Raw genomic sequence first — 25,164 nt, forward strand, 5'->3', positions numbered from 1 at the left:
GTGGGTTGCTCCTGGGTTGGACGGGGTCGCTCAGCCGATGGCTGCGGGTCGGCTTTGGTATGAGAAAAGGGTCGCCTCGTAAGAAAGCCGCACGTGCTCCCGGGCACGAGCTTCGGCGTCCGCGGCGTTGCGCGCCTTCACAGCGTCGAGGATGGCGCGGTGTTCCCGGGTCGCCGCGTCGCGCCGTTGCGGATCGGCGCGCAGGACCGAGCGGCGGGAGTGGACAATCTGCCCGTTCAGCGAATCGAGCATGTTGGCCAGACGCTGGTTGCGAGCCGCGGCAACCAGCAGGTTGTGAAAGTCCGTTCCGATTTGCACCCAACGATGCCAGTCCTGCTCGTTCTCATAGCGCACGCATAACGCTTCTAGCTCGGCGAGCTCTGCGTCGGTTGCGCGCTGCGCGGCGCAGCGCGCGGCAGTGCCTTCCAGCGACTCGCGCAGCTCAAACAACTCGCGCAGGTCATCCATTGACCGGTAGGGAACGATGTATCCGCGCGCCGGCACCACCTGCACGAAGCCGTCCCGCGCCAGCACTTTCAACGCCTCGCGCACCGGCGTGCGGCTCATGCCCATCCGGGTCGCCAAATGCACCTCGAACAGCGGCATCCCTGGCGCGAATTCCCCCTGAAGAATTGCCTCACGGACCTTCTGGTAGGCGTGAGTCGCCAGGTCTTCGTTTTTGAGAGTCATCATGTGTGGACTCAGTGTGGACTGAATGTATACACGGTGCATGCATCATAAGACCGGCATGCGGCGGCACGCCAGCGCCTCCAACCCGGTGAATACCCTGCCGCCGCCACGAGGTTGGTCGAGGTCACCAGTCGAAAAGGCGAGAAGCGCGTGACCGAAAGAGGTGCTGATCCGGGGTGGTCGGCATCTGCAGGGCCACGATCTGGCGTTGTTCCACCCGACGGCGCTCGTCGAAGGCAGACGGTTCGCCATCCTTGGGCAGTTTTCGCAGCAATTGGGAAGACCGGCGTCGGCACGTTTCGTACGCTGACCGACGTCGACCCGTAGAGCCCATGCTGAAAGTCAATCCGACGGCCACCGTCCAGGAAGCGCTTGGCTTTCGTCGCATGTTCCGCGCGGGCGGCCTCACGCTTGGCGTCTTCTTCCCCATCGAGGCCTTCACGGGCGACGCGCCGTCGATGCGCGACCAGGAGCGGCTTGCGCAGCGCGCCCAGGCCCTCGGCTATGCCGCGCTGTGGGTGCGCGACGTGCCCAAGCTTCGGTGACCTCGGCCAGATCCACGATCCCTGGGTGTACCTCGGCTGGATCGCGGCGCACACGCAGACGATTGCGCTGGCCACCGGCTCCATCGTGCTGCCGCTGCGGCACCCGCTGCATGTGGCCAAGGCGGCTGCCTCGGTCGACCAGCTGTCGGCCGGACGGCTGGTGCTGGGCGTGGCGTCGGGTGACCGGCCGGTAGAGTTTCCGGCCTTCGGCGTCGACATCGAACGGCGCACCCTCCTGTTTCGCGACTATTTCGAGGTGATCCACCGCGTGCTTGAGCTCGAGTACTCGATGCTGGAGTCAACGGCCGGCGTGCTCACCGGTAACGCCGACCTCGTACCCAAGCCGCTTGGGCGCCTGCTGATGCTCGTCACCGGAAACAGCGGACAGCCGCTGCCGGGGATTGCCGGGCATGCCGACGGCTGGATCACCTATCCCCGCGGCATCGAACGCCAAGCCGAGGCGGTGGCCCGCTGGCGCGGTGAGGTCCAAGCCGCCAGCCCGGGCGTCTTCAAGCCGTTCGTGCAATCGCTCTACGTTGACCTCACCGACAACGCGCACCTGCCGCCGACGCCCATCCACCTCGGCTTCAGGGCGGGGCGGCACTTCCTGCTGCGCTTCCTCGACGCGCCGTGCGCCGTCGGCGTCAACCACGTCATCCTCAACTTCAAGTATGGAGCGCGGCCAGCGTCGGAGGTGTTTGAAGTGCTGCTCGAAGGCCTGGCGGTAGCGGCGACGGTCGATGCGATCGACTTGGCGTGCGGCCTCGATGGCCTGGGCCTGGTCATGGACGATGAAGCCGGTGACACCGTCCTGCAGCAGCTCGGGTACCGATCCGCAGCCGTAGGCACCCATCCACCAAGGCTTGCTCGGCCCACGACTTCGTCCCCGCCGTGGAAGGCCGCCCCTTTGCAGCGGCAGGACGGGCAGCTCAAGCTCGCGGCGGCGATGGGCAGCGACGTGGTGGCGACCGAGGCATGGCGCAGGTTGTCGCACACCGCAGTCAAGTCGGCGCCGGCGTCCAGCGCATGCGAGGCATGGGCGTGACGCAGCCAGTGCGGTGAGGCCCGCTGCAGCTTCTCGGCCAGGACCGGATTGACGTCGGCCAGCACCGCGGCCGCCGTCGTGAAGAAGAGCTTCATCGCCGACCACAGCCGCGTGGCGGCGATGCCGGCGTCGCCCTGCAGGCTGGCCAGTAGCGGCGTGCAAGGGTTCCATTTCTTCGCGCTCACGGGCAAGCCACGCTGCATCAGGTACTGCTCCAGCGCACTGCGCGCCAGCGGCGGCAGCACCACCCGACCAATCTTGCCGCCCTTGCCGACCACGTGCAGCCAGGCATCTCCGCTCGCATCAAGCTCCACGTTGCCCAGCTCCGCGGCCACCAGCTCGCTCGCGCGCAAACCCGTGGCGTAGCCGAAGTCCAACGCAAAGCGTATGCGCTGCGCGGCGCCGCGCTCCCAGCCGTAGGTCCATTCGAGAGCGTCGGCCACGGTGCGCAGCAGCTGCCACTCGCCCACCGAGAACACCCGTGTCGTATCCAGCCCCGCTGCGCACGCGCACGCCCGAGAACGGGTTGGCCAGGACGTAGCGCTGGTCGATGAGCCAGCGGAACAGCGCCCCCAGCACCGACAGCGCGTAGGCCGTGGAACGCGGCGACAAGCCGCCGAGGAACGGCCGCCACAGCGGCGAGGAGCGCGGCGCGGCCGGGCCGATCCAGCGCGCGCGGGGGGCCGGGTGGCGCAGGAAAGCGCGATAGGCCGTGGCGTCCTCGGTGGACAGCGACGACAGCGCCACGCCGCGCTCGACGACGGCCCAGAGCACCAGGCGCTCGGCTTCCCGGCGGTAGGCGCGCCGCGTGGCCGGCGCCTCGTGCAGTGCGAGCCAGGCCTGCACGGCCTCGTAGAGTCGGTGTTGGCCGCAGCGAGCACGACGCGTGCGGCGCCCGGTACGCGCCCATGGAGCCGTTGAGCTCGACGGGAGGGACGATGCGCTCCCAGGGGCGCACGTCGCCCTGCGGCGGCATGGCCACCAGTGCCCGTGCCCGCTCGGTGAGGTCCGGATGTGCGGCGAAGAAGCCTTCGACTTGGCCGGCCATGGCTGGCCCGAGCCCGGCGATGCCGCGCCACCAGCGCTTTCTGCGCGGCACCCGCAGCGTCAGCTCGGCCAGGGTCCGGATGCCGGCCCGGCGCAGGACTGCCGCTACGCGCGGCGGCAGCCAGCGGGACAGGTCGTCGCCAATGAGCGGCTGCGGGATGGGCGCCTGGCGCAGCGCCTCGATGGCCTGCGCGATGGCCCGGGCCGCAGCCGTGCCCTTGCGCGCTGGGCCTGCGAAATGCCTAATCAGATCGCCACGCTGCCGGCTGGTTGCAAACGCAGCGATCTGGCGGCGGATGGCGCCGATCACCGCACGCGAGGAGCCGCCGGCGGCGCGCCGCTCAGGCGTGAAGCGCGCCACGGCCTCGCGCGAGGACAGCCCCTGGTGCCAGGCGCGCAGGGCCGACAGCGCCGCGGCATCGGGCAGTTCCAGCTCGTGACCTGGCCCGGTTGGAGACTCGCGCGTTTTCACGGCGTCCAGTTTGCTCCCACGGCGGCGCTGGCAAGATAACAAGGATTATTCGGCTAGTGCAGCTTTACATGTGGCACCGTCCGCCGTGCGATGAAGCGTGCCGCGGTGCCGAGCGTCGACTTCCACACGCCGTGCAGCGCCAACTCGTGCAGCTTGTAGAGCGACTGGTACATCCAGCGCGCGAACAACCCTTCGATCCACATGTTGCCGCCCACCAGCGAGCCCATCAGGTTGCCCACCGTCGAGTACTTGCCCAGCGACACCAGCGAGCCGAAGTCACGGTAGGTCCAGGGCTGCACCGGCAGCCCGCGCATGCGCCGGCGGATCTGCTTGACCAGGTGCGAGGCCTGCTGGTGCGCCACCTGCGCGCGCGGCGGCACCGTGCCTTCGCGCCCCAGCCACGGCGCCGCGGCGCAGTCGCCGATGGCGAAGACGTTGTCGTCGCGTGTGGTCTGCAGCGTCGGGCCGACCACGAGCTGGTTGATGCGGTTGACCTCCAGGCCATCGAGCGTGGCCAGGAACGCCGGCGCCTTCACCCCGGCGGCCCACACTACCAGCTCGGCCGGAATGGTCTCGCCGCTGGCAAGCTGCACGCCGTCGGCCGTCACGCCCGTGACCTTGGCGTTCGTGCGCACGCGCACGTGCAGGCCCTCCAGCAGCTCCCGCGCCGAGGCCGACATGCGCTCGGGCAGCGCGCCCAGGATGCGCGGGCCGGCCTCGATCAGCTCGATGCGGATGTCGCGTTCCGGGTCGATGCGGTCCAGCCCGTAGGACACCAGCGTGCGCGTGGTGTGGTGCAGCTCCGCGGCTAGCTCCACGCCGGTGGCTCCGGCACCGATGATAGCCACCTGCAACTGCTCCGGGCGCAACGGCGCGCTCTGCGCATGGGCGCGCACGCAGGCGTTCACGAGCCGGCGGTGGAAGCGCTCGGCCTGCGCCGGCGTCTCCAGCAGAATCGCGTGCTCCTGCACGCCGGGCGTGCCGAAGTCGTTGTTGAGGCTGCCCACGGCAATCACGAGCGTGTCGTACGCGAAGACGCGCTGCCCCGTGACCTGCTCATTTTCGTCGGAGTCGATGAAGGGCGCCACGTGCACCTCGCGGCGCTCGCGGTCCAGCCCCGTCATCTCGCCCATGCGGTAGCGGAAGCAGTGCCAGTGCGACTGCGCCAGGTAGTTCACGGCGTGGGTGTGCAGGTCCACGGTGCCGGCCGCAACCTCGTGCAGATGCGGCTTCCAGAAGTGCGTGCGCGCCTTCTCGATGAGCGTCACCTGCGCCAAGCCGCGCCGGCCCAGCGTGTCGCCCAGCCGCGTGGCCAGCTCCAGCCCCCCGGCGCCGCCGCCCACGATGACGATACGGTGCGAGGCCGGCTTCGAGGTGTCGGCCTTTCGCTGGTCGACTCGATCGTTCAACTTGTCCATGAGCAGGTACTCCGGCTGATGTGAAAGGCACACCAACAGCTGCGAAACGTTCGTGGTCAGCGTGACATGCGGCCATGGCCACGGCGCGCCGGGATGACGGTCAGTTCCGGGAACGCTGTTCGAGCTCCTGCCGCAGCTGCTTTCGAACCAGGGCAGCTGCATGACGGCGCTTCTCATCCGGCGTGAACGGTCGCAGTGGTGCAACGGCAACGGGCTTGCGATGTTCGTCGACGGCCACCATGGTGAAGAAGCAGCTGTTGACGTGGCGCACCGCCTGGGAGCGGATGTCCTCGGCGATGACCTTGATGCCCACTTCCATCGAGGAGGTGCCGGTGTAGTTGATTGCGGCCAGGAACGTCACCAGCTCGCCGACATGGACCGGCTGCCGGAACATGACCTGATCGACCGACAGCGTCACAACGTAGCAGCCCGCATAGCGGCTGGCGCAGGCGTAGGCCACCTGGTCCAGCAGCTTGAGGATGGTGCCGCCGTGCACGTTGCCGGCGAAGTTCGCCGTGTCGGGCGTCATCAGCACCGTCATGGCCAGCTGGTGTGAAGGCATGTCCATCAAGAGAGCTCCGTGTAGTGTCAGGACTAAAGATCAGAACCGCATGGGCATCGGGCTGCGGTTCACGTCATGAGGCTGGCCGGCATGACGTGACAAGCCAATGCGGGCGGTTTGACCAGCCATGGCAGCAGCGGCCGGCACTGCGCCGTGCCGGCCTGGTTGCGTGGCTGCTCAGAAGCGGTGGCGCAGACCGACGGAGAAGCTGGTGGCCGAGTCTCGCGTGCCCATGAATGTTGGCAGCGGGTAGGCTCCGCTCAGACGGTTGTTGTCCACCTCGGCGTACAAGTCCGTGCGCTTGGAGAAGTTGTAGTCCAGCCCGACGTAGCCCATCTTGCGCTTGCCCGCGTTGATGCCACTCTGGCGGTCCTGCGCATAGTTCACGGTCAGGACCAGCGGGGCGGTGAGGTTGTAGTTCACGCCGATGCTCCAGACGTCGTTTTCCTGGGCGCTGGTGCCGCGGTCGTTGCGCTTCATGTAGCCCAGGAAGGCCTTCAGATCCTTGGTCACGGCGTAGCTGCCACCCGCGCCGGCAATGCCGCGCGTGGCGGTATTGGTGGCGTTGTTGACCTCCTGGTAGTAGGCCGTCAGGTCCAGGGGACCGGCGGTGTAGGTGGCCCCCACGCCGCGGCCGCGGCCGTTGCCCTCGTTGAACGTGTAGCTGGCATAGACACCCACCGGTCCGAGCTGCTTGTAGTAGCGGGCCATGTTGTCCTGGCGGGCGACATGGTGGGTGCTGAACATGGAGATGGCAGCCAGGTTCGGGTTGGGTTGCGGTTGGAAGCGGCCCGACAAGGGATGCGCCAAGGTGTATTGCCGCCCCAGCGTCACCAGACCCAGTGGGGAATCCAGGCCTACCGAGGCTTCACGCCCGAACAGGCGGCCGTTCGGAGCGGCACCGAAACCGTTGTTGGCGCTGGCATCAGCGTTCAGGAGCGTGCCGGTGGAGGGGTCGAAGCCGCTTTCCAGCGTGAAGACGGCCTTCATCCCGCTGCCCAGATCCTCGCTGCCGCGCAGGCCCCAGCGGCTTGTGCCGTAGACGCCGTCGTTGAGCGACGTGACCGACTGGCCCGCAGCGTTGGCGTTGTCAGCGCGGCGAATGCTCGCATCGACGATGCCGTACACCGTGACGTTGGTTTGAGCGCTGGCCAGCATGGGCATGGCCAGTACAGCAGCAACTGCTGCGCCGATGGCGTGGTGCTTGGTGAGCATGTGTCTCCTTATTGAATGCACGATCCGCATGCGCCAGATCACGGGCGCTGGGTCGAAGGCGTCCAGCCGGCAAAAAGGCACCCGACCTGAACATGTGTCGCGTCCTTCAGTCTGCACACAACGGTTCACACCGTTGTGCAGGCAACTTTATGGACACGGGAATAGCTGCTGCGCAAGCCTGCTTGGTGATCTCGACAGAGCGTCGGACGGCCAATTGACCAGGGCCAATGGCGCCCTTTTGCGCATACAGCCCAAGACCTCGACTACCGTGCGATGCATTCGCCTGCAAATGACTTGAGGCGGATATCCCATACGCGTTCGAGCCTCACAACGCGCAGCAATCGAAGACGGTTTCCTTTGGTGGCCTCAAGTATTCGTGCCCAGGGACGTTGCGTCTATTTGATAATTGCTGGTCATTCATTGATGGATCTTTTGCAATGGATCTGCGTGACCTGCGCTATTTCGAGACGATGGCCGAGCTGCAGCACATTGGCCTGGCGGCCCAGAAGCTGCACCGATCGCAACCCACACTGACGAGCTGTGTGCGCCGGCTTGAAGACGCCTATGGCGGACCACTGTTCGAGAGACATGGCCGAGGCATCCGGCTCACACCGGCGGGTCGAATCCTGCAGAAGTGGGCGCAGCGCATGCGCTTCGACTCCGACGACGCCAAGCGAGAAATCGGCGACATCGGCCTCGGGCTGACGGGGCACGTGCGCATTGGCGTGGTGCCCACGGCGGCCGAGTTTCTGCTTCCCGCGGCAACACGGAAGTTGCTGGTGGAGGCGCCATCCGTGACGTTGAAAACCGTCGTCGGGCTGTTGGATGTTCTCAAGGCGCAGATCAAGGCAGGCGAGCTCGACCTGATCGTAGCGTCAGAGATGTCCGCCGAGCCGGGCATGACGTCCAGGCTGATGACGCAGGACAGCATCGTGGTGGCTGCCAGCGCCGACCATCCGATTCTCAAGAAAAAGGTGACGATGGCAGATTTGACGAGCCACCGCTGGGTTCTGCAGCCACCGGGCGCGACAACCCGGGATTGGCTGGACCGTACGTTCGACAGCTACCTTCTTCCTCGACCTGTGGTGCAGATCGAGAGCACCATGCTGATCATGCTGCCGGCGCTGATCGTCGAAACCGGTCTGCTGAGCTTTGTCTCCAGGTACCACGTCAACAAGAACACGCAGCTGAAGGAAGTTCCTCTCAAGGAGACAACCATGAACAGACGCCTGACGGTGACCTACCGCTCGGACAGCTACTTGCTGCCTGCGGCAAAGCGCCTGATCGAGTTGCTTGTTGAAACCTCGGGAGGAGCCGGACCATCAAAGTCCCGCGCCCGGCGTCAGACCGTTCAGGCTTCACCAAGCGCACGACGCAAGTCTTCCGCCGCTTGATCGTTCTGCAGGGACGTTCAGGACTTGGGAGTGATGCGCCATCTGACAAGACCGAGGCGCCTCAAGATCGTGCATGCAAGCAGCGGCCCTGGGTGACGGTGCGCAGCATGCCGGAGGGTGACGCCTGCGGCGCACAGACACGGATGCAGCGCCGATGCAGCCTACATCGGTGCCCAGCAGGCCGCGCCAAGGCCGCAATCTTTCGAGCCGGAGGCCACCCGTGGCAGTTGTTCGGGTCGGGCACACGGCAGGCCTGCAGCGTCCATACGGATCCTGAGGATCGAGCCGGGAACGGACTCTGTGCAGTACAGCGTACGCCGCTGCGGGCCGCCGAAGGCCAGGTTCGTGAGCGACGTGCCTTCAAGACTGCGGATCACCTGCACCGGATCGGCCCGGTGGTTCAAGACCCGGTAATAACCCATGCCGGGATCGGCGACCAGCAGGTGTCCTGCCTCGTCCATGGCTAGGCCGAACATATGCCGTTGCTGCGGAGATCCACCAGCATGCGCGTGAAGACGTTGGCCTCGCGAAACTGGGGCGGCTGCAGCAGGCACAGTGTCACTGGCGCTCGAAGGCCGTGTTGCCGGCGATTTTTCCCCAGTACGCTGTGCGTTCGCCCAGCATCTTGGCAAAGGTCCCGGCATCCCAGTAGCCTGGCAGCGCCGCGATGCTCTGGGCATAGGACTTCATTTCGTCGCTGGCCATGGCCTCGGCGATCTCTTTTTGCAGCCGGGTGACCACAGCCGCCGGTGTGCCCTTGGGGGCCCACAACCCCGTGAAGTTCACGACGCTGAAGTCCTTGATGCCCGCCTGGGCGAAGGTCGGCACGTCGGGGAGCAAGGGCAGGCGCTGCTCTCCGCTGACCGCCAGCAGCCGGGCCTTGCCGCCTTTGACTTGGCCGATGATGCCCGGTGTCGAGGCGATCTGGAACTCGATGGTGCCCGACAGCAGCGCCATGGTGGCCTCGCCAGCGCCCTTGAACGGCACGTGCATGAACTTGACACCCGTAGCGATGCCCAGCGCCTCGCTGGCGAAGTGCGGCATCGTGCCGGCGCCGCCCGTGCCGTAGGTAACCTTCTCGGGCTGGGCCTTGGCCGCCGCGATCAGCTCGCCCAGGGTCTTCGGGCCACCGTCAGCCCTGACCGCCACACCCATGGGCGCAAACACGAAGGCCGACACCGGCTGTAAATCCTTCTGGTGGTCGAAGGGCAGCTTCTTGAAAATGTGCGGCAGCAGCGCGTAGGTGGTGTCGTTGGCCACCAGCGTGTAGCCATCGGCCGGCGCATGCACCACCGACATGATGCCGATGGTGCCGGTGGCGCCGGCCTTGTTCTCGACGAAGAAGGTCTGCCCGGTCTGCGCCTGCAGTTGCGCGGCCATCTTGCGAGTGACCACGTCCACCGCCCCACCCGGCGGATACGGCACGATGATCTTGACGGGCTTGGCTGGGTAGCCCTGCGCGTGGACCAGCGTGGCCGCCGTGAGCACTGCGGCGCCTACCAGGGCGGCGACGGACTTCTTCATGGGGAATGGTTCCTTCAGTCCAGCGTGATGCCCGCCGTCTTGATCACGCGGGCCCATTGAGCGGTCTCTGCCTTTACGAAGCGGTCGAGCTCCTTGGCACCGCTTGCAGCAGGCAGGGCACCCAGTTCGTCCATGCGCTGGCGCACCGCGGGCGAGGTGAGAACCTGCTGCAACTCGCCCTCCATGCGGGCCACGATGTCCGCGGGCGTGGCCGCCGGCGCGAACACCGCGTTCCACTCGAACGCCTGGAACCCCGGCAGGCCAGACTCGGCCACGGTGGGCAAGTCAGGCAAGGTGGGCAGCCGTTGCGGCGAGGCCGTGGCCAGTGCCTTGAGCTTGCCGCCCTTGACCAGCGGCATCGACGCCGTGACGGCGCTGAACATCAGCTGCACCTGCCCGCCAGCCAGGTCCGTCAGCGCCGGTGCACCGCCCTTGTAGGGCACGTGCACCATGGGCACGTTGAAGCCCTGGGCAAACATGGCTGCCGTCAGCTGCGACGCGCTGCCGTTGCCTGCCGACGCGTAGGTCAGCGGCCCCTGGGGCGACCGGGCTGCCTTGACCAGGTCGGCGACCGACTTCATCGACGATGCCGCTGGCACGACCAGCAGCGTCGGGATGCGAGCCACCATCGACACCGGTGCAAAGTCCTTCGCGTAGCTGAAGTTCAACTTGCGAAAGAGGCTGGGGTTCACCGCGAACGAGGTCGCGTCGTAGAGGAAGGTGTACCCGTCCGCCGGAGCTTGCGCGACGGCCTGAGCGCCGATGGTGCCGCCTGCGCCGGCACGGTTCTCGACCAGCACCTGCTGCTTGAGCCGCTCGGACAACTGCGTGGCCACCACGCGCGCGATGCTGTCGGCCGCGCCACCCGCCGGATAGGGAACGATCAGCCGAATTGGCCGATCCGGCCATGCGGCCTGCGCCGCCCCGGCCAGCAGGCCCAACATGGCCACGGCCAATGCCTGGAACTTGAGTTTCATGATTTTGCTCCTGATGAGGATCAGACGGTGGCGATCGGCGTGGCCGGCGAGCCCACCGCGCCGGGCAGGCGCAGCGGCGGCGCCGTGAGCAGGAAGCGGCTGCGGCCCTGGCTGCGCAGCCACCGCGCCAGCTCGGTCAGATACCAGAGCTCGCCCAGGTGGATGCCGTTCTTGAACAGGCAGTGCTCGTGCAGCGGCAGGCGGGGCCGGCGCAGCGGCGTGGGGGTCTGCAGGCTCACGCCCGTGAGCTCCACGGCCGGGTTGTCGGCGATCAGGCACGCCAGGCGCACATCCACGATCCAATTCAGCAGCCGCGCGTCGTGCCCGTCCAGGCCGCTGCCCAGGTCGTGCAGCTGCTTGACGTCGGGCTGCTTGTTCATGGCCAGCAGCGCGTCGGCGAAGCCGGTGTGCACGCACACCATGTCGCCGGCCTCCACCTCGACGCCATCGGCCTCCAGGATGCGCATAAGCGCGTCGTAGCCCACCGCCGTGCGCCGGCGCCCGACGTGGTGCTCCAGGTCGATCAGCACGCCGCGGCCTTGCACGCCATGCTCGGCCAGGTGCTCGATGCCCAGCGCGCCGGCGTGAGGGTCCGGATAGCGGGCCCACGCTGCGGTAGCGTCGGGGTCGTGCTGTCCGGGCCGGATCTCCTCGCCGGCGCGAAAGCCGTTGTAGAACACGGCTTCGTCCTGCCCATCGCCGTCGGCGTCGAAGCGGCTGCCCATGTGCGCCAAACTGTCCCACTGCGTGGAGTACTGCAGGCTCATCAGCACGACGTCGTCGTTGACCACGTCGGTGAGCAGCGGGTCTTCCGAGGCGTAGGACCAACAAAAGCCCTGCTGCCCAGCGCTGGGGCCGTTGCGCAGCGTCGCGAAATGGCGCGGCGGCTGCCGGCGCGGGTTGAGCGCGTCGCCGCCGGGCACGTCCAGGGGCAGCGAGAGACAGAAGGTCCGCCCCTCCCGCACCTCGGCAATGCCCTGCAGCACCTTGCTGCGATCCACGAGGTTCATGCGACCGCGTTGGTCATCGGGTCCGAACTCCCCCCAGTGGCTGCCCTGAGGTGCGTGCTTCCAGCGCTGAGCCATGACAACCTCCGTCAGCCGCCGATGACTGCCAGCGCGTTCTTTGCCGCCGCAACGCCCATATTCACGTAGGCGTCGCTGGTCGTGCCGCCGATGTGCGGGCTGAGCGTGATGCGCGGCTCGCCGTGGAAGGGGTGCGGCGCCGCCATGGGCTCAACCGCGAAGCTGTCCAGCCCGGCGCTGCGCACCTGGCCGCTGCGGATGGCCTCCAGCAGCGCCGCCTCATCGACGAGGCCGCCGCGCGCGGTATTGACCACGACCACACCGGGCTTGCACCTGGCCAGCGTCTGCGCATTGAGCAGCTGGGCGTTGTCGCTGGTGAGCGGGCAGTGCAGCGAGATGGCGTCCGACTCGCGCCAGATCGTCTCCAGATCGACGGACTGCACGTAGGCTGGCAGGTCCTTGGCGTACGGGTCGAAGCCGATGACCCGCATGCCGATCGCGTCGGCCATTCGCGCGAGGCGCAGGCCGATGGCGCCGAGGCCAACCACGCCGATGGTGCGGCCACCAAGCTCCAGGCTCTTGTGCGTGGCCTTGTCCCAATGACCTGCATGCATGCGCTGATCGAGCTGGGTCACCGACTTGGCGCAAGCCAGCAGCAGTGCCAGCGCCTGCTCGGCCACGGCCGCGGCATTGGCGCCCGTGGCAGCGACGACCTGGATGCCGCGCTGCGCAGCCGCTGCCTTGTCGATGGTGTCGGTGCCGCTGCCGTGCTTGGAGATGACCTTGAGCGAAGGCGCCGCGTCCATCACGGCAGGCCCCACCTTGCCGTAGCGCACGATGATCGCCACCGGGTCGAGCTGCTTGCACAGTGCCACGATGTCGTCTTCGGTCGGCGTCTTGCCGGCGAACACCACCTCGTAGTCGGCGAGCAGCGCCAGCGCCTGCGACGCCAGGTCGTTCGAAGTGACCAGGAAAACCGGCTTGTTGCTCATCACAGCGTCTCCCCATCCTTGAGCACGCCGGCAGCGCGCAGCGCGCCGTCCAGCCAGGCCGGGCGCAGTGCCTGGCGGCTCTTGATGCCCTGGATCCGCTTGGTCTCGGCGGCCACCTTCTCGGCGGCCAGTGGCATCAGCGAGGCTGCCTTGTCACGCTCGACCACCACCACGCCGTCGGCATCGCCCACCACCAGGTCGCCTGGGTTCACCGTGACACCGCCGATGGAGACGGGGTGGTTCAGGCGACCGGGAACGAGCTTGGTCGGGCCGTTGGGGTTGAGGCCGGCAGCGAACATCGGGAAGCCCAGCTCGCGGATGGCATCGCTGTCGCGCACGGCGCCGTCAATGACCACGGCGGCGATGCCGAGAGCCGCGCACTGCTGCGACATGATCTCGCCCATCAGCGCGCTGGAAAGATCGCCCTTGCCGTCCACCACGATCACGTCGCCCGGCTGCGCGATGGCCATGGCGGCGTGGATCATGAGGTTGTCGCCCGGGCGCACTTCCACCGTGATAGCGGTGCCCGCGAAGCGCATCGAGGGGCTCAGCGGCTGGATGCGGCCGTTGAGCGCGCCGCGGCGGCCGGCCACGTCGGCCAGGATCGAGGAAGCAAACTCGGCGGCCTGCTTGACGATGTCGTTGGACAGGCGATCGACGTTGCGGATCACGTCGGGCAATGCGGCGGCTTGACTCATGAGAATCTCCGTTGGAAATCACAGGACCGCACCGGCAGAGGTGCCGCGCGGCAGAGGGATGTATGGGCGGCGCGATGCCGCCGAGCTCAGTCGAGCTTGGCGCCCGACTCCTTCACGACCTTGCTCCAGCGCTGAAGCTCGTCGCGCATCAGGGTGGCGAACTGCTCGGGCGTGCTGCCAGCCACGTCGGCGCCTTCTTCACCCAGTCGCTTGCGCAGATCGTTCTGCTGCAGCGCCTTGTTGAACTCGGTGTTGAGGCGAGCCACGATGTCCTTGGGCGTGGCAGCCGGTGCCAGGAAGCCGAACCAGGTGGTGGCGTCGAAGCCCTTGTAGCCCGCCTCGGCAATGGTGGGTGCCTGCGGCAGGTCGTTCACGCGCTTGGCCGACGTCACCGCCAGCGGGCGCAGCTTGCCGTTGCGGATCTGCTGCAGCACCGAGGTCACCGAGGCCATGTACAGGTCCACCTGGCCGCCGATCACGTCGTTCAGCGCCTGGTTGGCGCCCTTGTAGGGGACGTGCTGGAAGCGCACGCCCGCGGCCTTCTGGAACAGCTCGCCGGTCAGGTGCGCCACGGTGCCATTGCCCGGCGAGGCGAAGTTCACCGCTCCAGGCTTGGCCTTAGCGGCGTTGACCACGTCGGCCAGCGTCTTGTAAGGCGACGAGGTGGAGACCACCAGCGCCAGCGGCGCCGTGGCCGCAGTCGTGATGGGAGCCAGGTCCTTCAACGGGTTGTAGGGCAGCTTGGCGTAGAGCGAGGGGTTGATGGCCAGGTTGCTGGTCTGCCCCAGCACCAGCGTATAGCCGTCGGCGGGAGACTTGGCGACGGCATCGACGCCGAGGTTGCCGCCGGCGCCCGGACGGTTGTCGATGACGAAGGTCCAGCCCGTGGCTGCAGTGACCTTCTGCGTCACCTCGCGGGCAATGATGTCGGGTCCACCCCCCGGCGGGAACGGCACAACGACCTTGATGGCCTTGGCGGGATAGGACTGGGCCAGGACGGCAGGTGCGCAGGCGGCGGCCAGCGCCGCGGCCAAAACGTGGCGGCGATTGAACAGCATGTTGTCTCCTGGTAGCGGACACATTGCCTGCTGTCTTCCCCGTGAAGAGACAGGCTCATCCGTCGTATTGATGTCAGTATCGGCACCAGAAGCCGCGAGGTCTATTTGATTATTCCTCGCCATTGATAGACAAAGCTTTTGCCCATCGTGTTGCTTGCCAAAGGCAATAGGGCCGTGCCGGCTCTGTCTGGCGCTACACCGAATCCACGAGGCTGGCGTCGGCACGAGGCCGTCAAAGCCATAGAACGCCTACCCACCGCTTTCAGACCAGTCGCAACTGACGCCCCGAGCCGGGTTGCTCTTCGATCAGCGACGGTGCGAAGCGTTCGATGCCAAAGCGCATCGTGCCGCGGAAGTTGATGTGGCCGAAATGAGCTGGGCCCATGCGGCGCAGCCAGTCGTCCTCGATACGCACGCCGCTCTTGCGCAGCCGGTCCACGGTGGCCTCCATCCGGGCGGTATTCCACGCGATGACGGCATTCGTCAACAGGCTGTGCGAGCCGGAGATCGTGCGCATCTCGTCTGCGCGCCTGCCGCGCTCGGGTGCCACCTTGCCGCTGTAGACGGCACGCTGCAGCAGGTGCACGGACTCACCGCGATCGAGCAGCATGTGGATCTCGCGCCGAAAGTCGTTCACAGCCATGTAGTCCGACAGGTAGATCGTGCGCAGCAGCCGTCCCAGGTGGTCGGCCGCGCGGTGAACCGGGTCACCGCGCGCAGCGGACCCCAGGCGCTGCAGTGCCAGCGCAGCTGACACCCGCCCAGTGCGAATGGACGAGGCCAGCCGCAGCAACCCGTCCCAGCCGCGCTCTATGGCCCGCAGCGAAACGCGCCTGTCAACGGCCCTTTCAAGCTCTTCGGGAATGGAGAATGGATGAGGTAGAAACAATTCCCGTTCGGCCAGGTCGCGCAGGCGCGGGCACAGATCGAACCCCAGGAGCTTCGCAATGCCCATCCCGACGTTGGTCCAACCGTGGGTATCTACGCAAAGCAGCGACAGGCGAATGCGGTCTTCCACGCGGTTGAACTGCTCGACGCCCTCGATAGCCACGCCAGCCTGGCGCTCGTTGAGGACGATGGGCTGGTCGTAGACGACGCCCCAGCGGTCGCGCAGGTGCGTGTAGATGCCCGCGGCGTAGGTGCGCCGGCGCGGATCGACGCGCGCGTTCCAGAGCTGCCGGGAAGCGTCCAGGGCCAGCATGTCGGCAGAAGCCTTGTCACCCTCACCCCAGAGTGCGGCCATGGGGATGCTGCTTTGGTACTGCACGATGCGCTCGTTGGCCCGACGCAGGCGCTTGCCGGACTCGATGGAGCGCATGGCCGCCAGGATCTGGGTGGGCTCCAGGTGCGGGATCATGTGCGCGACTTCGCTGGCGTCCAGCTCGGTCCCGTGAGCCAGCAGTGCTCCGTAGAGCGCCAGCAGCTCCTGGTGCGAGCGCGCCCGGTGCCCCAGCAGCGTGTCGCTGAAGTTGGTCGCCGCATCGACCTCCAGCATCACGTCCGGGAACTGCACGGCGCCGATGCTGCGGTAGATGGCTTCCCGGGTGCGCCGCGGCTCGCGGTCACTGGGTACGGCGGCGAGCTTGCTCAGGTGCAGCATGCTGTCCGTGCCGATCTCCACCTGGCCGCGGCGCACGGCGCCGACCACGCCCCACAGGCCGGCCACGAGCGTGGCAATGAGCGGCTTGATAAAGTCCGCTGCTGCCTCGGGCAGACCGAGCTGGCCGATGAACTCCATGCGGTGCAGTGCCCACTCCTGCGGCGCAATGAGCATCTGGTCGCGCTCGCGAAAGCTCAGCGAGTGGTCCACCCAAACCGAGCCGCGGCGCACGCCTTTGCGCAGCGCCATCATCGTGCTTGCCTCGAAGGCTTGCCAAGCAGCCTTGGGATCGCTCGCGCTGACCAGCGGCTGCCATGCCGCCCCGACGTCGGGCAGCGCACCAGGCTCGGCACGTTCATCGGCGTTGCGCTGCCGCAGCTCGCGCCAGGCTTGCCACTGGACAAACCCGGCGTCCGAGGCAAGCCCCTGGAAGTCCATGTCGTCCAGGGCAGCAAGGCAGGCATGCACCCGCTGCGAGTCCTGCGCCAGCGCCACGCGCACACGCGCGGCAAAGGTCGAGGAGGTTGCGGCAGCCGCATCGATGCCGGCGAGCAGGCGTTGGGCTTCCAGCACACGCTCCTGCCAGCTCCTGGTGTCGTCATGCAGCACGCCCTTGACGCGCACCGCCTGCGCCAGCAGCTCCACGGCCTCGTTGCCACGGCGCGCCTGGGCGCGCTCGGCCGCCGCGCGCAACAGTTGCTGACTGCGCCGGCCGGCCTGCTGCAGCGCCTGTCAAGCGACATCAGAAACTGACCCCCGCATTGACTCAGCTGGTTTGCTACCGGGCGGGTTCTTGTCGGCCTGCTTGCCTCACGTAACTTGCCTCCGGTCGGAAGGTTCGGTCGGAGTAGTGGAACGTGGCGAAGCGAGTGAGTATGGCAACACGCAAGGAATTGGCCGAGGCGGTAGGCACACGGTATCAGGCCAGCACCATCGAGGAGCGCAGCGCAATCCTGGACGAATTCGTAGCCATCACGGGCTACCACCGCAAACATGCCATCCGGCTGCTGTCCAAGCCTGCTGCAGAGCCTCGCAAGCGGCAGCCGCGGGCTCGGTATGGCACCGCGGTACGCGAGACACTGTGCATTCTGTGGGAGGTCTCGGACCGCGTTTGCTCCAAGCGGCTCAAGGTGATGATCCCAGTGCTGCTGCCGGCTTTGATCCAGCACGGCAAGCTCGCGGACGACGCTGCTTTGCAGGCCCAGCTCGGGCAGATCAGCCCAGCGACCATAGACCGGCTCCTGGCGCCAGTGCGGTTGGCCGCAGCCAAGGGAAGGCGACGTGCCGCGGGCAAGAGCTCGGCGATTCGCCGGGCCGTACCCATCAGAACCTTTGGCGACTGGAACGATCCTGTGCCCGGCTATGTCGAGGTGGACTTCGTCGCTCACTGCGGACCGAACCTCTGCGGCAGCTTCGTCCAAACGCTCGTGCTGACCGATATCGCCACGGGCTGGACGGAGTGCGTGCCGGTGCTCACCCGCGATGGAACCCTGGTGATTGATGCCATCGCCAAGGCACGCGAACTGTTCCCGTTCCCGCTGCTCGGCGTGGACTTCGACAACGACAGCGTCTTCATGAACGAGCGCGTTGTGGGGTGGTGCCGTGGGCAAGGACTGGAAGTCACCCGCGCACGGGCTTACCGGAAGAACGATCAGGCCTGGGTCGAGCAGAAGAACGGAGCCATCGTCCGGCGGCTGGTTGGCTATGGGCGCTTCGAAGGGCTGGAGTCGGTGCAGATGCTGACTCGGCTGTACCGCGCATCTCGCCTGCATACGAACCTCATGCAGCCGTCCTTCAAGCTCAAGAGCAAGACACGCATCGGTGCCCAGGTGGTCAAGCAGTACCACCCTCCCATACCGCCAGCGCACCGGGTTCTTCTGCATCAAGCCGTCAGCGGCGAAGCCAAGGACGCGCTGCAGCAGCGACTCGCTGCAGCCGACCCGGTCCTGCTCTTCACCGAGATCCGAGCTGCTCAAGCTGAGCTGGGTCGGCGAGTGGATCGACGTGGCCTTGGACGGCGGAACGTCTGAAGGCGACCAGGTGCTGGGCACTCCATTGAGCATCGCAGAGATTGAAGCGAAGGGCGAGCAGCGGGCAATCCATCGGCGCGCCTACAACCGGCGTAAGCCGGTCCCCAAGCGACCGCGCATGCTCGACCAATACGAAGCGCAGATACGCCAGTGGCTCGCAGCGCAGCCGGGCATGACGGCAGTGGACGTACTCCACCGCCTCCAAGACATTGCACCTGCTGGAACCTTTGCTTCAAAGCACGTGCGAACCGTTCAGCGGGCACTGGAGATCTGGCGTGCTGAAGCAGTCCGGCAATGGATTGATCAATGCCGATGGGGAGTCGATTCCCTTGACCTACCTGTCCAAGAAACCGTCCAAGAGCCCGGTAACATTCCTTCGTGAGGCAACATGAGGGGTCAGTTTCTGATGTCGCTTGACAGCTGAAGACGTTGCCGCGCCTCGGTCACCGCGTCAACCGTGGTGCCGCCGGACGCTTACGCATGGTGGTGATAACTTCAATGCCCTGGATTTATCAACGACGACACCTCGTTGGTTCCTCGCTTTGAGCCGGGCAACTTGCGTTTTGCCAACAGCGTGCCGGTCGCCGTGTTGATTTCTGCACGGCAAGGTCCAAGCCCACGACGAGTCCGCGCATACCGTGTAGCCATATCGGTATGACCATCACACCGCTGAGGCAGCGAGCAAAGGCAATCCACGGGGTGTCGGGGCTGCGACTGCCGCCCCATCTCCATACAGCCGTTGCCTCAAGCGCTCACGTGAAGGTGAGTAAACCCCCGGTACAGCGGACTCTGGGTCCGTTGGATTGGCCCACGCAGTTGCAAGGTGGGCAGGCGGCGCAGCAGCGTGGATAGCACTATTTGCGTCTCAAGCTGCGTCAGCGATGCACCCAGGCACACATGCGGTCCGGTGCCGAAAGCCAGCGCCCCTGGACTGGCTCGCGCAACGTCGAGCACATCAGGCCGCGCATGGCGCACCGGGTCCCGGTTGGCTGCGCCGACCAGCGCGATGACAAGGTCACCGCGCCGCAAGCGCTGTCCATGCAGTGAGAAGTCAGCGGCCACGCGTCGCCCGCTCCACTGCACCGGCGTGTCGTGGCGCAGCAGCTCGCGCACGGCGTTGGGCAGCAGCTCGGGAGCTTTCCGCAGCATCTCCCACTGATCACGGTGTGTTAGCAGCGCGTGCACCGCGTTGCCCAGCAGGTGGCGCGTGGTCTCGTAGCCGGCAAAGAGCAGCATCGCGCACTGCGCCAGCAGCTCCGCGCCGTCCTCGACGCTGCCGTCGGCCTGGGCCGCGAGCAGCCCGCTCACCAAGTCGTCGCCCGGCTCGCGGCGGCGCCGCGGCAGCAGCTCGCGCTCGAAATAGCCGGCCAGCGTCACCACGCTGCGCTGCGCGGCGCGCACCTCGGCTTGCGTCGGGTTCACCGAGCCCAGGAAGGCGGCGATGTCCTCGCTCCAGGCCGTGAAGTCGGCATACACCGACGCGTCCACGTCCATCAGCTTGGCGATCACGCGCGCCGGCAGCGGGCGCGCCACCTTCTGCATGAAGTCGAAGCTGTCGCCGGCCTCGTCCAGCAGCTCATCGATGAGCGCCTGCGTCACCGGCTTCAAGGCCTGCACGCGGTCCGACCGGAACGCGGGCTGCAGCACCTTGCGCAGCCGCGTGTGGTCGGGCGCGTCCAGGAAGGGCAGGCAACGCGTGAACAACCGCTGCATCGGCGTGAGGTCCAGGCGCGCATCCGGCTCGGCCGCGCGCATCACCCAGCCGCCCGTGCGGCAAGCGGACAGGCGCGGGTCGCGCAACGCGGCCTCGACGTCGGCATGGCGCGTCAGCAGCCAGGCGCCGCCAAAGAACACCTCGCTCCAGTGGATCGGCCCGGCCTCGCGCAGCGCCTGGTAGGCCGGATACGGGTCCTGCAGGAATTCCAGATCGACGAACGGCGCGACCGACGCCCGCGGCGCCAGCAGTGCACTCATTTGGCGACCGCGCCGGAGACGTCCAGGTGCGCCTGCACCTCTGGGCGCTGGCCTTGCGGGCGCAACTGCAGCCGCTCGAAGAGGCGGCGATCCTTCTCGGCCTGCGGATTCGTCGTGGTCAGCAGCCGGTCGCCGTAGAAGATGGAATTGGCGCCGGCCATGAAGCACAGCGCCTGCAGCTCGTCGTCCATCTGCTCGCGGCCGGCCGACAGGCGCACCATGGTCGTCGGCATCGTGATGCGCGCCACGGCGATCGTGCGCACGAACTCGAACGGGTCGATGGGCTCGCTGTCGGCCAGCGGCGTGCCCGGCACGGGCACCAGGTTGTTGATGGGCACCGACTCCGGGAACGGGTCCAGGTTGGCCAGCTGCGCGATCAGCCCGGCGCGCTGCGCGCGCGTCTCGCCCATGCCCACGATGCCGCCGCAGCACACGTTGATGCCGGCGTCGCGCACGTTGGTCAGCGTGTCCAGGCGGTCCTGGTAGGTGCGGGTGTGGATGACGTTGCCGTAGTGGTCCGGCGCGGTGTCGAGGTTGTGGTTGTAGTAGTCGAGGCCGGCATCTTTGAGCTGCGCCGCCTGCTCCTGGTCGAGCATGCCCAGCGTCATGCAGGTCTCCAGGCCAAGGCCGCGCACCTCGCGCACCATCTCGGTCACGCGCTCCATGTCGCGCTCCTTGGGGCTGCGCCAGGCGGCTCCCATGCAAAAGCGCGTGGCGCCCTGCTCCTTGGCCGCCTGCGCGGCGCCCAGCACCTCGGAGATGGACATGATCTTCGACGCCTCGACGCCCGTGTCGAAGTGCGCCGATTGCGGGCAGTAGCCGCAGTCCTCGGCGCAGCCGCCGGTCTTTATGGACAGCAGCGTGGAGAGCTGCACTTCGCTCGGGTCGAAATGCTCGCGGTGCACCTGCTGGGCGCGGAACAGCAGGTCCATGAACGGCAGGTCGTAGAGCGCCTGCACCTCAGCCACGGACCAGCGCCCGGCTTCGGGCTCAATGGGCGCGCGGCGGCGCAGAGAAGCAAGCGGGACTGTGGCGACAACAGTGCTCATGGCGTACTGCTCTTGGTGGGTTGATGGATTGAATCACTCGCTGCCGAAGAGGCTTTGGAGCGAATTGCTGTCGAAGTAGCTGGCCACTGCAGCGGCATTGGGATCTGCCAGGTGCGGCACCATGCCCATGCAGGGCGTCTGGTGCCGGCGGACGAACTCGTGGTGCAGCGTCTCGAGGTTGCGCTGAAGGTGCGGCATGCCGGGGTCGATGACGTTTCCGACCCAGCCCGCCAGCAGCAGACCTCGGGCCAGCACGGCTTCGGCCGTAAGCAGTGCGTGGTTGAGGCAGCCCAGACGCATGCCGACCACCAGAACCACGGGCAAGCCCAATGCGCTCATCAGCTGCGTGCTGTCCCAATCTGCGCCCAAAGGGATGACCAACCCGCCTGCGCCCTCGACCACGACAATATCCGCACGCCACGACAGCTTCTGTGCACCACGCAGCAACGCCGCACGGTTGATGGAGCGGCCTTCGAGCTCCGCGGCGATGTGCGGCGCGCAGGCTTCCTTGAACTGAAAGGGTCCGATCAGCGTGGCCGGCAGCGGCACGCTGCCGGCACTGCGCAGGCGTTCGACGTCCTCGTTGTAGAGCTGGCCATCGGCGGCCATGTCGAGTCCAGACGCCACCGGCTTGTAGCCCACGGCGCGCTGGCCGCGCTGGCCCAGCCAGTGCAGCAGCCCGGCGCTGACATGGGACTTGCCCACGCCGGTGTCGGTACCGGTGACGAAGCAGCCGCGCAGTGCGCTGTCCATCAACGCATTCATTGCAATTCCCCCATCGCCTGCGCCAGCGCATCCAGCAGGCTCTGCACCTGCACTGACGTATGCGCTGCGCTCAGCGTGATGCGCAGCCGCGCCGTGCCCACCGGCACCGTGGGCGGGCGCATGGCCGGCACGTACAGGCCGCGATGGCGCAGCGCAGCAGACAGCTTCAACGCAATGTCGTTGTCACCGACGATCAAAGGCTGGATGGCAGTAAAGCTCTCACTCAGCAGCCAGGAGGACTGGATGCCAGCCAGGGCCTTCAAGCCCATGCGCAGTTGCTCCACCAATCCCTGCAACTGCGCCCGGCGCGTGCGCCCTTCTTCGCTTTCAATCAACTGCAGGCTGGCCAGCACCGTGTGCGCCAACGCCGGCGGCATGGCTGTGGTGTAGATGTAGGGGCGTGCACGCTGCACCAGCCACTCGATGATGGTCGGATGCGCAGCGACGAAGGCGCCGGAAACGCCCGCAGCCTTGCCCAACGTTCCCATGACGATGAAGCGTTTGCTGCGCAGCCTGAAATGCTCCAGAGTGCCGTGGCCCTGGTCGCCCAGCACGCCCAGGCCGTGGGCATCGTCGAGCACGATCCATGCGTCGTATTGCTCGGCCAGGGCCAGCAGCGTGGGTAGGTCTGCCACGTCGCCGTCCATGCTGAACACGGCATCGGTGACGATCAGCTTGACCGGCGTCGTGCAGGACTGCAGCTGCCTCTCCAGCACGTCCAGCCGACCGTGGGCGTAGCGCTGCACCTGCGCTTGCGCCAGCCGTGCACCGTCGATGAGCGAGGCATGGTTGAGCTTGTCGCAAAACAGCGTGGCATCGCCGTCACCCAGGGCCGTCGTCAACGCCAGGTTGGCCATGTAGCCACTGCACATCAGGACCGCGCGCGCGTGCGGGATGTGGGGCTCGAACCAGCGTGCGACCAGTTCTTCAACCTGGACGTGCGGCCGCATGTGGCCGCTGACCAGGTGCGAGGCTCCGCTGCCAGTGCCCCAATGCTGCGCACCTTCGGCCATGGCATCGATCAGCGCGGGGTGGTGCGCCAGGCCCAGGTAGTCGTTGCTGCAGAAGGCCAGCAGCGGCTCGCTTCCTTGCTCTGACTCGAAGGATTGCACAGGTGCGCATGGCGACTCGGCCACGCGCAGACGCCGGCGCAGCGCCGCGGCGTCGAGCTCAAGCAGTTGTCGGTCGATGTGCTCGATCAGCATGGGTCAATCCGGCAGTCGTGAACAGAGATGAAGATCGCTGTTGCGGTGTGTCGAGGCCGCCAGGCCCTTACATGCCCACGTAGTTGGGCCCACCGCCACCTTCCGGCGTGACCCAGACGATGTTCTGCGTCGGGTCCTTGATGTCGCAGGTCTTGCAGTGCAGGCAGTTCTGCGCGTTGATCTGCAGCCGCTGCCCGCCGCCTTCGTCAGCCACGTACTCGTACACGCCGGCCGGGCAATAACGGCTCTCGGGGCCGGCGAATTCACCCAGGTTGATGCGCAGCGGCGTTGAGGCATCCCTGAGCGTGAGATGTGCCGGCTGGTTCTCCTCGTGGTTGGTGTTGCTTAGGAACACCGAGGAGAGCCGGTTGAAGCTGAGCTTGCCGTCGGGCTTGGGATATCCGATCTTCGAGCACTGGCTGGCTGACAACAGGTTCTCGTGGTCCGCCACCTTCCGGTGCACGGTCCAAGGCACCCGCTTCATGCCCAGCCGCGGCAGCAGCCACTGCTCGATGCCCGTCATGAGCGTGGCAGTGTTGCGCCCCTTCTTGAACCACTGCTTGAAGTTGCGCGCCTGGTTCAATTCGTCGAACAGCCAGCTCTTCTCGAAGCCTTCCGGATAGGCCGTGAGCTCGTCGCCGCTGCGCCCGGCTTGTAGCGCCTCGAAGGCGCTTTCTGCGCACAACATGCCGGTCTTGATCGCGGCGTGGCTGCCCTTGATGCGGCTGACGTTGAGGTAGCCGGCGTCACAGCCCACCAGCGCGCCTCCAGGAAACACCGTCTTGGGCAGCGACAGCAGCCCGCCCGCAGTGATCGCACGCGCGCCGTAGCTCAGGCGCCGCCCTCCTTCCAGGTGCTGCCGGATAGCCGGATGGGTCTTGAAGCGCTGGAATTCCTCGAAGGGCGACAGCCACGGGTTCTTGTAATCGAGGCCCACCACGAAGCCGACGTAGACCTTGTGGTCCTCAGCGTGGTAGAGGAATGAGCCGCCATAGGTGTCTGGATCGAGTGGCCAGCCGGCGGTGTGCATGGCCAGGCCGGGACGATGGCGCTGCGGCTCGATCTCCCAAACCTCCTTGAGGCCGATGCCATAGCTTTGCGGGTCCTTGCCTTCGTCAAGGCCGAACGTCTCAATCAGCTGCTTGCCCAGGTGGCCGCGCGAGCCCTCGGCAAAAATGGTGTATTTGGCGTGCAACTCCATGCCGAGCTGGAAGTTTTCCGTCGGCTCACCGTCCTTGCCCAGCCCCATGTCGCCCGTGACCACGCCACGCACGGCTCCATCCTCGCCGTACAGGACTCCGGCCGCGGCGAACCCGGAGAAGACCTCCACACCTAGCCCTTCGGCTTGGCCGCTCATCCAGCGCACGACATTGCCGAGGCTGACGATGTAGTTGCCATGGTTCTTGAAACAGTCCGGCAGCAGCGCCTCGGGCGTGCGCTTGGCGCCCTGGGGGCTGAGGAACAAGAATTCGTCGTGCGTGACGGCCTGCGTGAGCGGCGCACGCTGCTCGCGCCAGTCGGGCAGCAGCTCCGTCAGCGCCCTGGGGTCCATGATCGCGCCCGAGAGGATGTGTGCACCGGGCTCCGACCCCTTCTCAAGCACGCACACCGAGATTTCTTCGTTGCGCTCAGCGGCAAGCTGCTTCAACCGGATCGCGGTGGCCAGGCCTGCCGGGCCCGCGCCCACGATCACCACGTCGTACTCCATCGAGTCGCGCGGACCATACTTGTCCAGCAGGGCTTGGGACTGTTGGGCAGAGAGCTTCACGGGGATTCCAGTGTTTCCAAGGTTGAACAGCCGAAAGCGACTGAATGCGTTGGAGCCAGTTTGGTAGTTGGCACCGTCCGTGTAAAACTCAAATATTTGCTATCAAACATC

General features: G+C 66.7%; 22 protein-coding genes and 1 pseudogene. 5 read left to right on the forward strand and 18 right to left on the reverse strand.

Annotated features, from left to right (window positions below):
- Nucleotides 1-30 precede the first annotated feature (30 nt).
- Nucleotides 31-693: a GntR family transcriptional regulator gene (locus SM757_RS04620; RefSeq protein ID WP_322464536.1), complete on the reverse strand. Its 663-nt coding sequence runs from the start codon at nucleotides 691-693 to the stop codon at nucleotides 31-33.
- 329 nt (nucleotides 694-1,022) lie between these two features.
- Here SM757_RS04620 and SM757_RS04625 point away from each other — a divergent pair, with 329 nt between their 5' ends.
- Complete coding sequence (locus SM757_RS04625; RefSeq protein ID WP_322464537.1) at nucleotides 1,023-1,235, forward strand: hypothetical protein; 213 nt, start codon at nucleotides 1,023-1,025, stop codon at nucleotides 1,233-1,235.
- Nucleotides 1,195-2,280, forward strand: coding sequence for an LLM class flavin-dependent oxidoreductase (locus SM757_RS04630; protein ID WP_322464538.1), 1,086 nt, complete (start codon nucleotides 1,195-1,197; stop codon nucleotides 2,278-2,280). The genes SM757_RS04625 and SM757_RS04630 overlap by 41 nt, the downstream gene beginning before the upstream one ends.
- Here SM757_RS04630 and SM757_RS04635 read toward each other — a convergent pair.
- From SM757_RS04635 to SM757_RS04650, 4 genes and pseudogenes are all read right to left on the reverse strand, one after another.
- Nucleotides 2,190-3,799, reverse strand: a pseudogene (locus tag SM757_RS04635) (phage integrase family protein); the annotation flags it as partial. The gene SM757_RS04630 and the pseudogene SM757_RS04635 sit on opposite strands and share 91 nt — an antisense overlap.
- 53 nt (nucleotides 3,800-3,852) lie before the next feature.
- Nucleotides 3,853-5,217, reverse strand: a complete 1,365-nt coding sequence (locus tag SM757_RS04640; RefSeq protein WP_322464539.1) for an NAD(P)/FAD-dependent oxidoreductase — start codon at nucleotides 5,215-5,217, stop codon at nucleotides 3,853-3,855.
- 100 nt (nucleotides 5,218-5,317) lie between these two features.
- Nucleotides 5,318-5,785, reverse strand: a complete 468-nt coding sequence (locus SM757_RS04645) for an acyl-CoA thioesterase (protein ID WP_322464540.1) — start codon at nucleotides 5,783-5,785, stop codon at nucleotides 5,318-5,320.
- Between the two features lie 171 nt (nucleotides 5,786-5,956).
- A complete protein-coding gene (locus tag SM757_RS04650; RefSeq protein WP_322464541.1) occupies nucleotides 5,957-6,994 on the reverse strand; it encodes a porin in 1,038 nt (345 codons plus the stop codon).
- Nucleotides 6,995-7,431: 437 nt separating this feature from the next.
- On the opposite strand from SM757_RS04650, the gene SM757_RS04655 reads away from it, so the two are divergent.
- Nucleotides 7,432-8,388: a LysR family transcriptional regulator gene (locus SM757_RS04655; RefSeq protein ID WP_322464542.1), complete on the forward strand. Its 957-nt coding sequence runs from the start codon at nucleotides 7,432-7,434 to the stop codon at nucleotides 8,386-8,388.
- Between the two features lie 161 nt (nucleotides 8,389-8,549).
- Here SM757_RS04655 and SM757_RS04660 read toward each other — a convergent pair whose 3' ends face one another.
- The 8 genes from SM757_RS04660 to SM757_RS04695 form a co-directional block, all read right to left on the reverse strand.
- Nucleotides 8,550-8,849 carry an SMP-30/gluconolactonase/LRE family protein gene (locus SM757_RS04660; RefSeq protein ID WP_322464543.1) on the reverse strand — a complete coding sequence of 100 codons (300 nt, stop codon included), beginning with the start codon at nucleotides 8,847-8,849 and terminating at the stop codon, nucleotides 8,550-8,552.
- Between the two features lie 97 nt (nucleotides 8,850-8,946).
- Nucleotides 8,947-9,912 (reverse strand): Bug family tripartite tricarboxylate transporter substrate binding protein, encoded by a 966-nt coding sequence (locus tag SM757_RS04665; RefSeq protein ID WP_322464544.1) that lies wholly within the window; start codon nucleotides 9,910-9,912, stop codon nucleotides 8,947-8,949.
- Nucleotides 9,913-9,926: 14 nt separating this feature from the next.
- Nucleotides 9,927-10,889, reverse strand: a complete 963-nt coding sequence (locus SM757_RS04670) for a tripartite tricarboxylate transporter substrate binding protein (protein ID WP_322464545.1) — start codon at nucleotides 10,887-10,889, stop codon at nucleotides 9,927-9,929.
- 20 nt (nucleotides 10,890-10,909) lie between these two features.
- Entirely contained in the window at nucleotides 10,910-11,974 is a 1,065-nt protein-coding gene (locus SM757_RS04675) for a cyclase family protein (protein WP_322464546.1), read from the reverse strand.
- An 11-nt stretch (nucleotides 11,975-11,985) separates the two neighbouring features.
- Nucleotides 11,986-12,906 carry an NAD(P)-dependent oxidoreductase gene (locus SM757_RS04680; RefSeq protein ID WP_322464547.1) on the reverse strand — a complete coding sequence of 307 codons (921 nt, stop codon included), beginning with the start codon at nucleotides 12,904-12,906 and terminating at the stop codon, nucleotides 11,986-11,988.
- Nucleotides 12,906-13,604, reverse strand: a complete 699-nt coding sequence (locus tag SM757_RS04685; protein WP_322464548.1) for an RraA family protein — start codon at nucleotides 13,602-13,604, stop codon at nucleotides 12,906-12,908. Before SM757_RS04685 ends, SM757_RS04680 begins: the two co-directional genes overlap by 1 nt.
- An 86-nt stretch (nucleotides 13,605-13,690) precedes the next feature.
- Complete coding sequence (locus SM757_RS04690) at nucleotides 13,691-14,662, reverse strand: tripartite tricarboxylate transporter substrate binding protein (RefSeq protein ID WP_322464549.1); 972 nt, start codon at nucleotides 14,660-14,662, stop codon at nucleotides 13,691-13,693.
- A gap of 262 nt (nucleotides 14,663-14,924) precedes the next feature.
- Complete coding sequence (locus SM757_RS04695; RefSeq protein ID WP_322464550.1) at nucleotides 14,925-16,955, reverse strand: Tn3 family transposase; 2,031 nt, start codon at nucleotides 16,953-16,955, stop codon at nucleotides 14,925-14,927.
- Between the two features lie 182 nt (nucleotides 16,956-17,137).
- On the opposite strand from SM757_RS04695, the gene SM757_RS04700 reads away from it, so the two are divergent.
- Both SM757_RS04700 and SM757_RS04705 read left to right on the forward strand, forming a co-directional pair.
- Nucleotides 17,138-18,292 (forward strand): integrase catalytic domain-containing protein, encoded by a 1,155-nt coding sequence (locus SM757_RS04700; protein ID WP_322464551.1) that lies wholly within the window; start codon nucleotides 17,138-17,140, stop codon nucleotides 18,290-18,292.
- A complete protein-coding gene (locus SM757_RS04705; protein WP_322464552.1) occupies nucleotides 18,267-18,674 on the forward strand; it encodes a hypothetical protein in 408 nt (135 codons plus the stop codon). The genes SM757_RS04700 and SM757_RS04705 overlap by 26 nt, the downstream gene beginning before the upstream one ends.
- A 362-nt stretch (nucleotides 18,675-19,036) precedes the next feature.
- Here SM757_RS04705 and SM757_RS04710 read toward each other — a convergent pair whose 3' ends face one another.
- The 5 genes from SM757_RS04710 to SM757_RS04730 all read right to left on the reverse strand — a co-directional run bounded on the left by SM757_RS04710 (nucleotide 19,037) and on the right by SM757_RS04730 (nucleotide 24,993).
- Nucleotides 19,037-20,266 carry a cytochrome P450 gene (locus SM757_RS04710; RefSeq protein ID WP_322464553.1) on the reverse strand — a complete coding sequence of 410 codons (1,230 nt, stop codon included), beginning with the start codon at nucleotides 20,264-20,266 and terminating at the stop codon, nucleotides 19,037-19,039.
- Nucleotides 20,263-21,315 carry a biotin synthase BioB gene (gene bioB, locus SM757_RS04715; protein WP_322464554.1) on the reverse strand — a complete coding sequence of 351 codons (1,053 nt, stop codon included), beginning with the start codon at nucleotides 21,313-21,315 and terminating at the stop codon, nucleotides 20,263-20,265. The genes SM757_RS04710 and bioB overlap by 4 nt, the downstream gene beginning before the upstream one ends.
- Nucleotides 21,316-21,348: 33 nt before the next feature.
- Nucleotides 21,349-22,068 carry a dethiobiotin synthase gene (gene bioD / locus SM757_RS04720; protein WP_322464555.1) on the reverse strand — a complete coding sequence of 240 codons (720 nt, stop codon included), beginning with the start codon at nucleotides 22,066-22,068 and terminating at the stop codon, nucleotides 21,349-21,351.
- Nucleotides 22,069-22,076: 8 nt separating this feature from the next.
- Nucleotides 22,077-23,285, reverse strand: a complete 1,209-nt coding sequence (gene bioF / locus SM757_RS04725; RefSeq protein WP_322464556.1) for an 8-amino-7-oxononanoate synthase — start codon at nucleotides 23,283-23,285, stop codon at nucleotides 22,077-22,079.
- Between the two features lie 67 nt (nucleotides 23,286-23,352).
- Complete coding sequence (locus tag SM757_RS04730) at nucleotides 23,353-24,993, reverse strand: electron transfer flavoprotein-ubiquinone oxidoreductase (protein ID WP_322464630.1); 1,641 nt, start codon at nucleotides 24,991-24,993, stop codon at nucleotides 23,353-23,355.
- Between the last annotated feature and the right edge of the window lie 171 nt (nucleotides 24,994-25,164).

Source organism: Azohydromonas lata, assembly GCF_034427735.1.
Classification (GTDB): Bacteria; Pseudomonadota; Gammaproteobacteria; order Burkholderiales; family Burkholderiaceae_C; genus Azohydromonas; species Azohydromonas lata.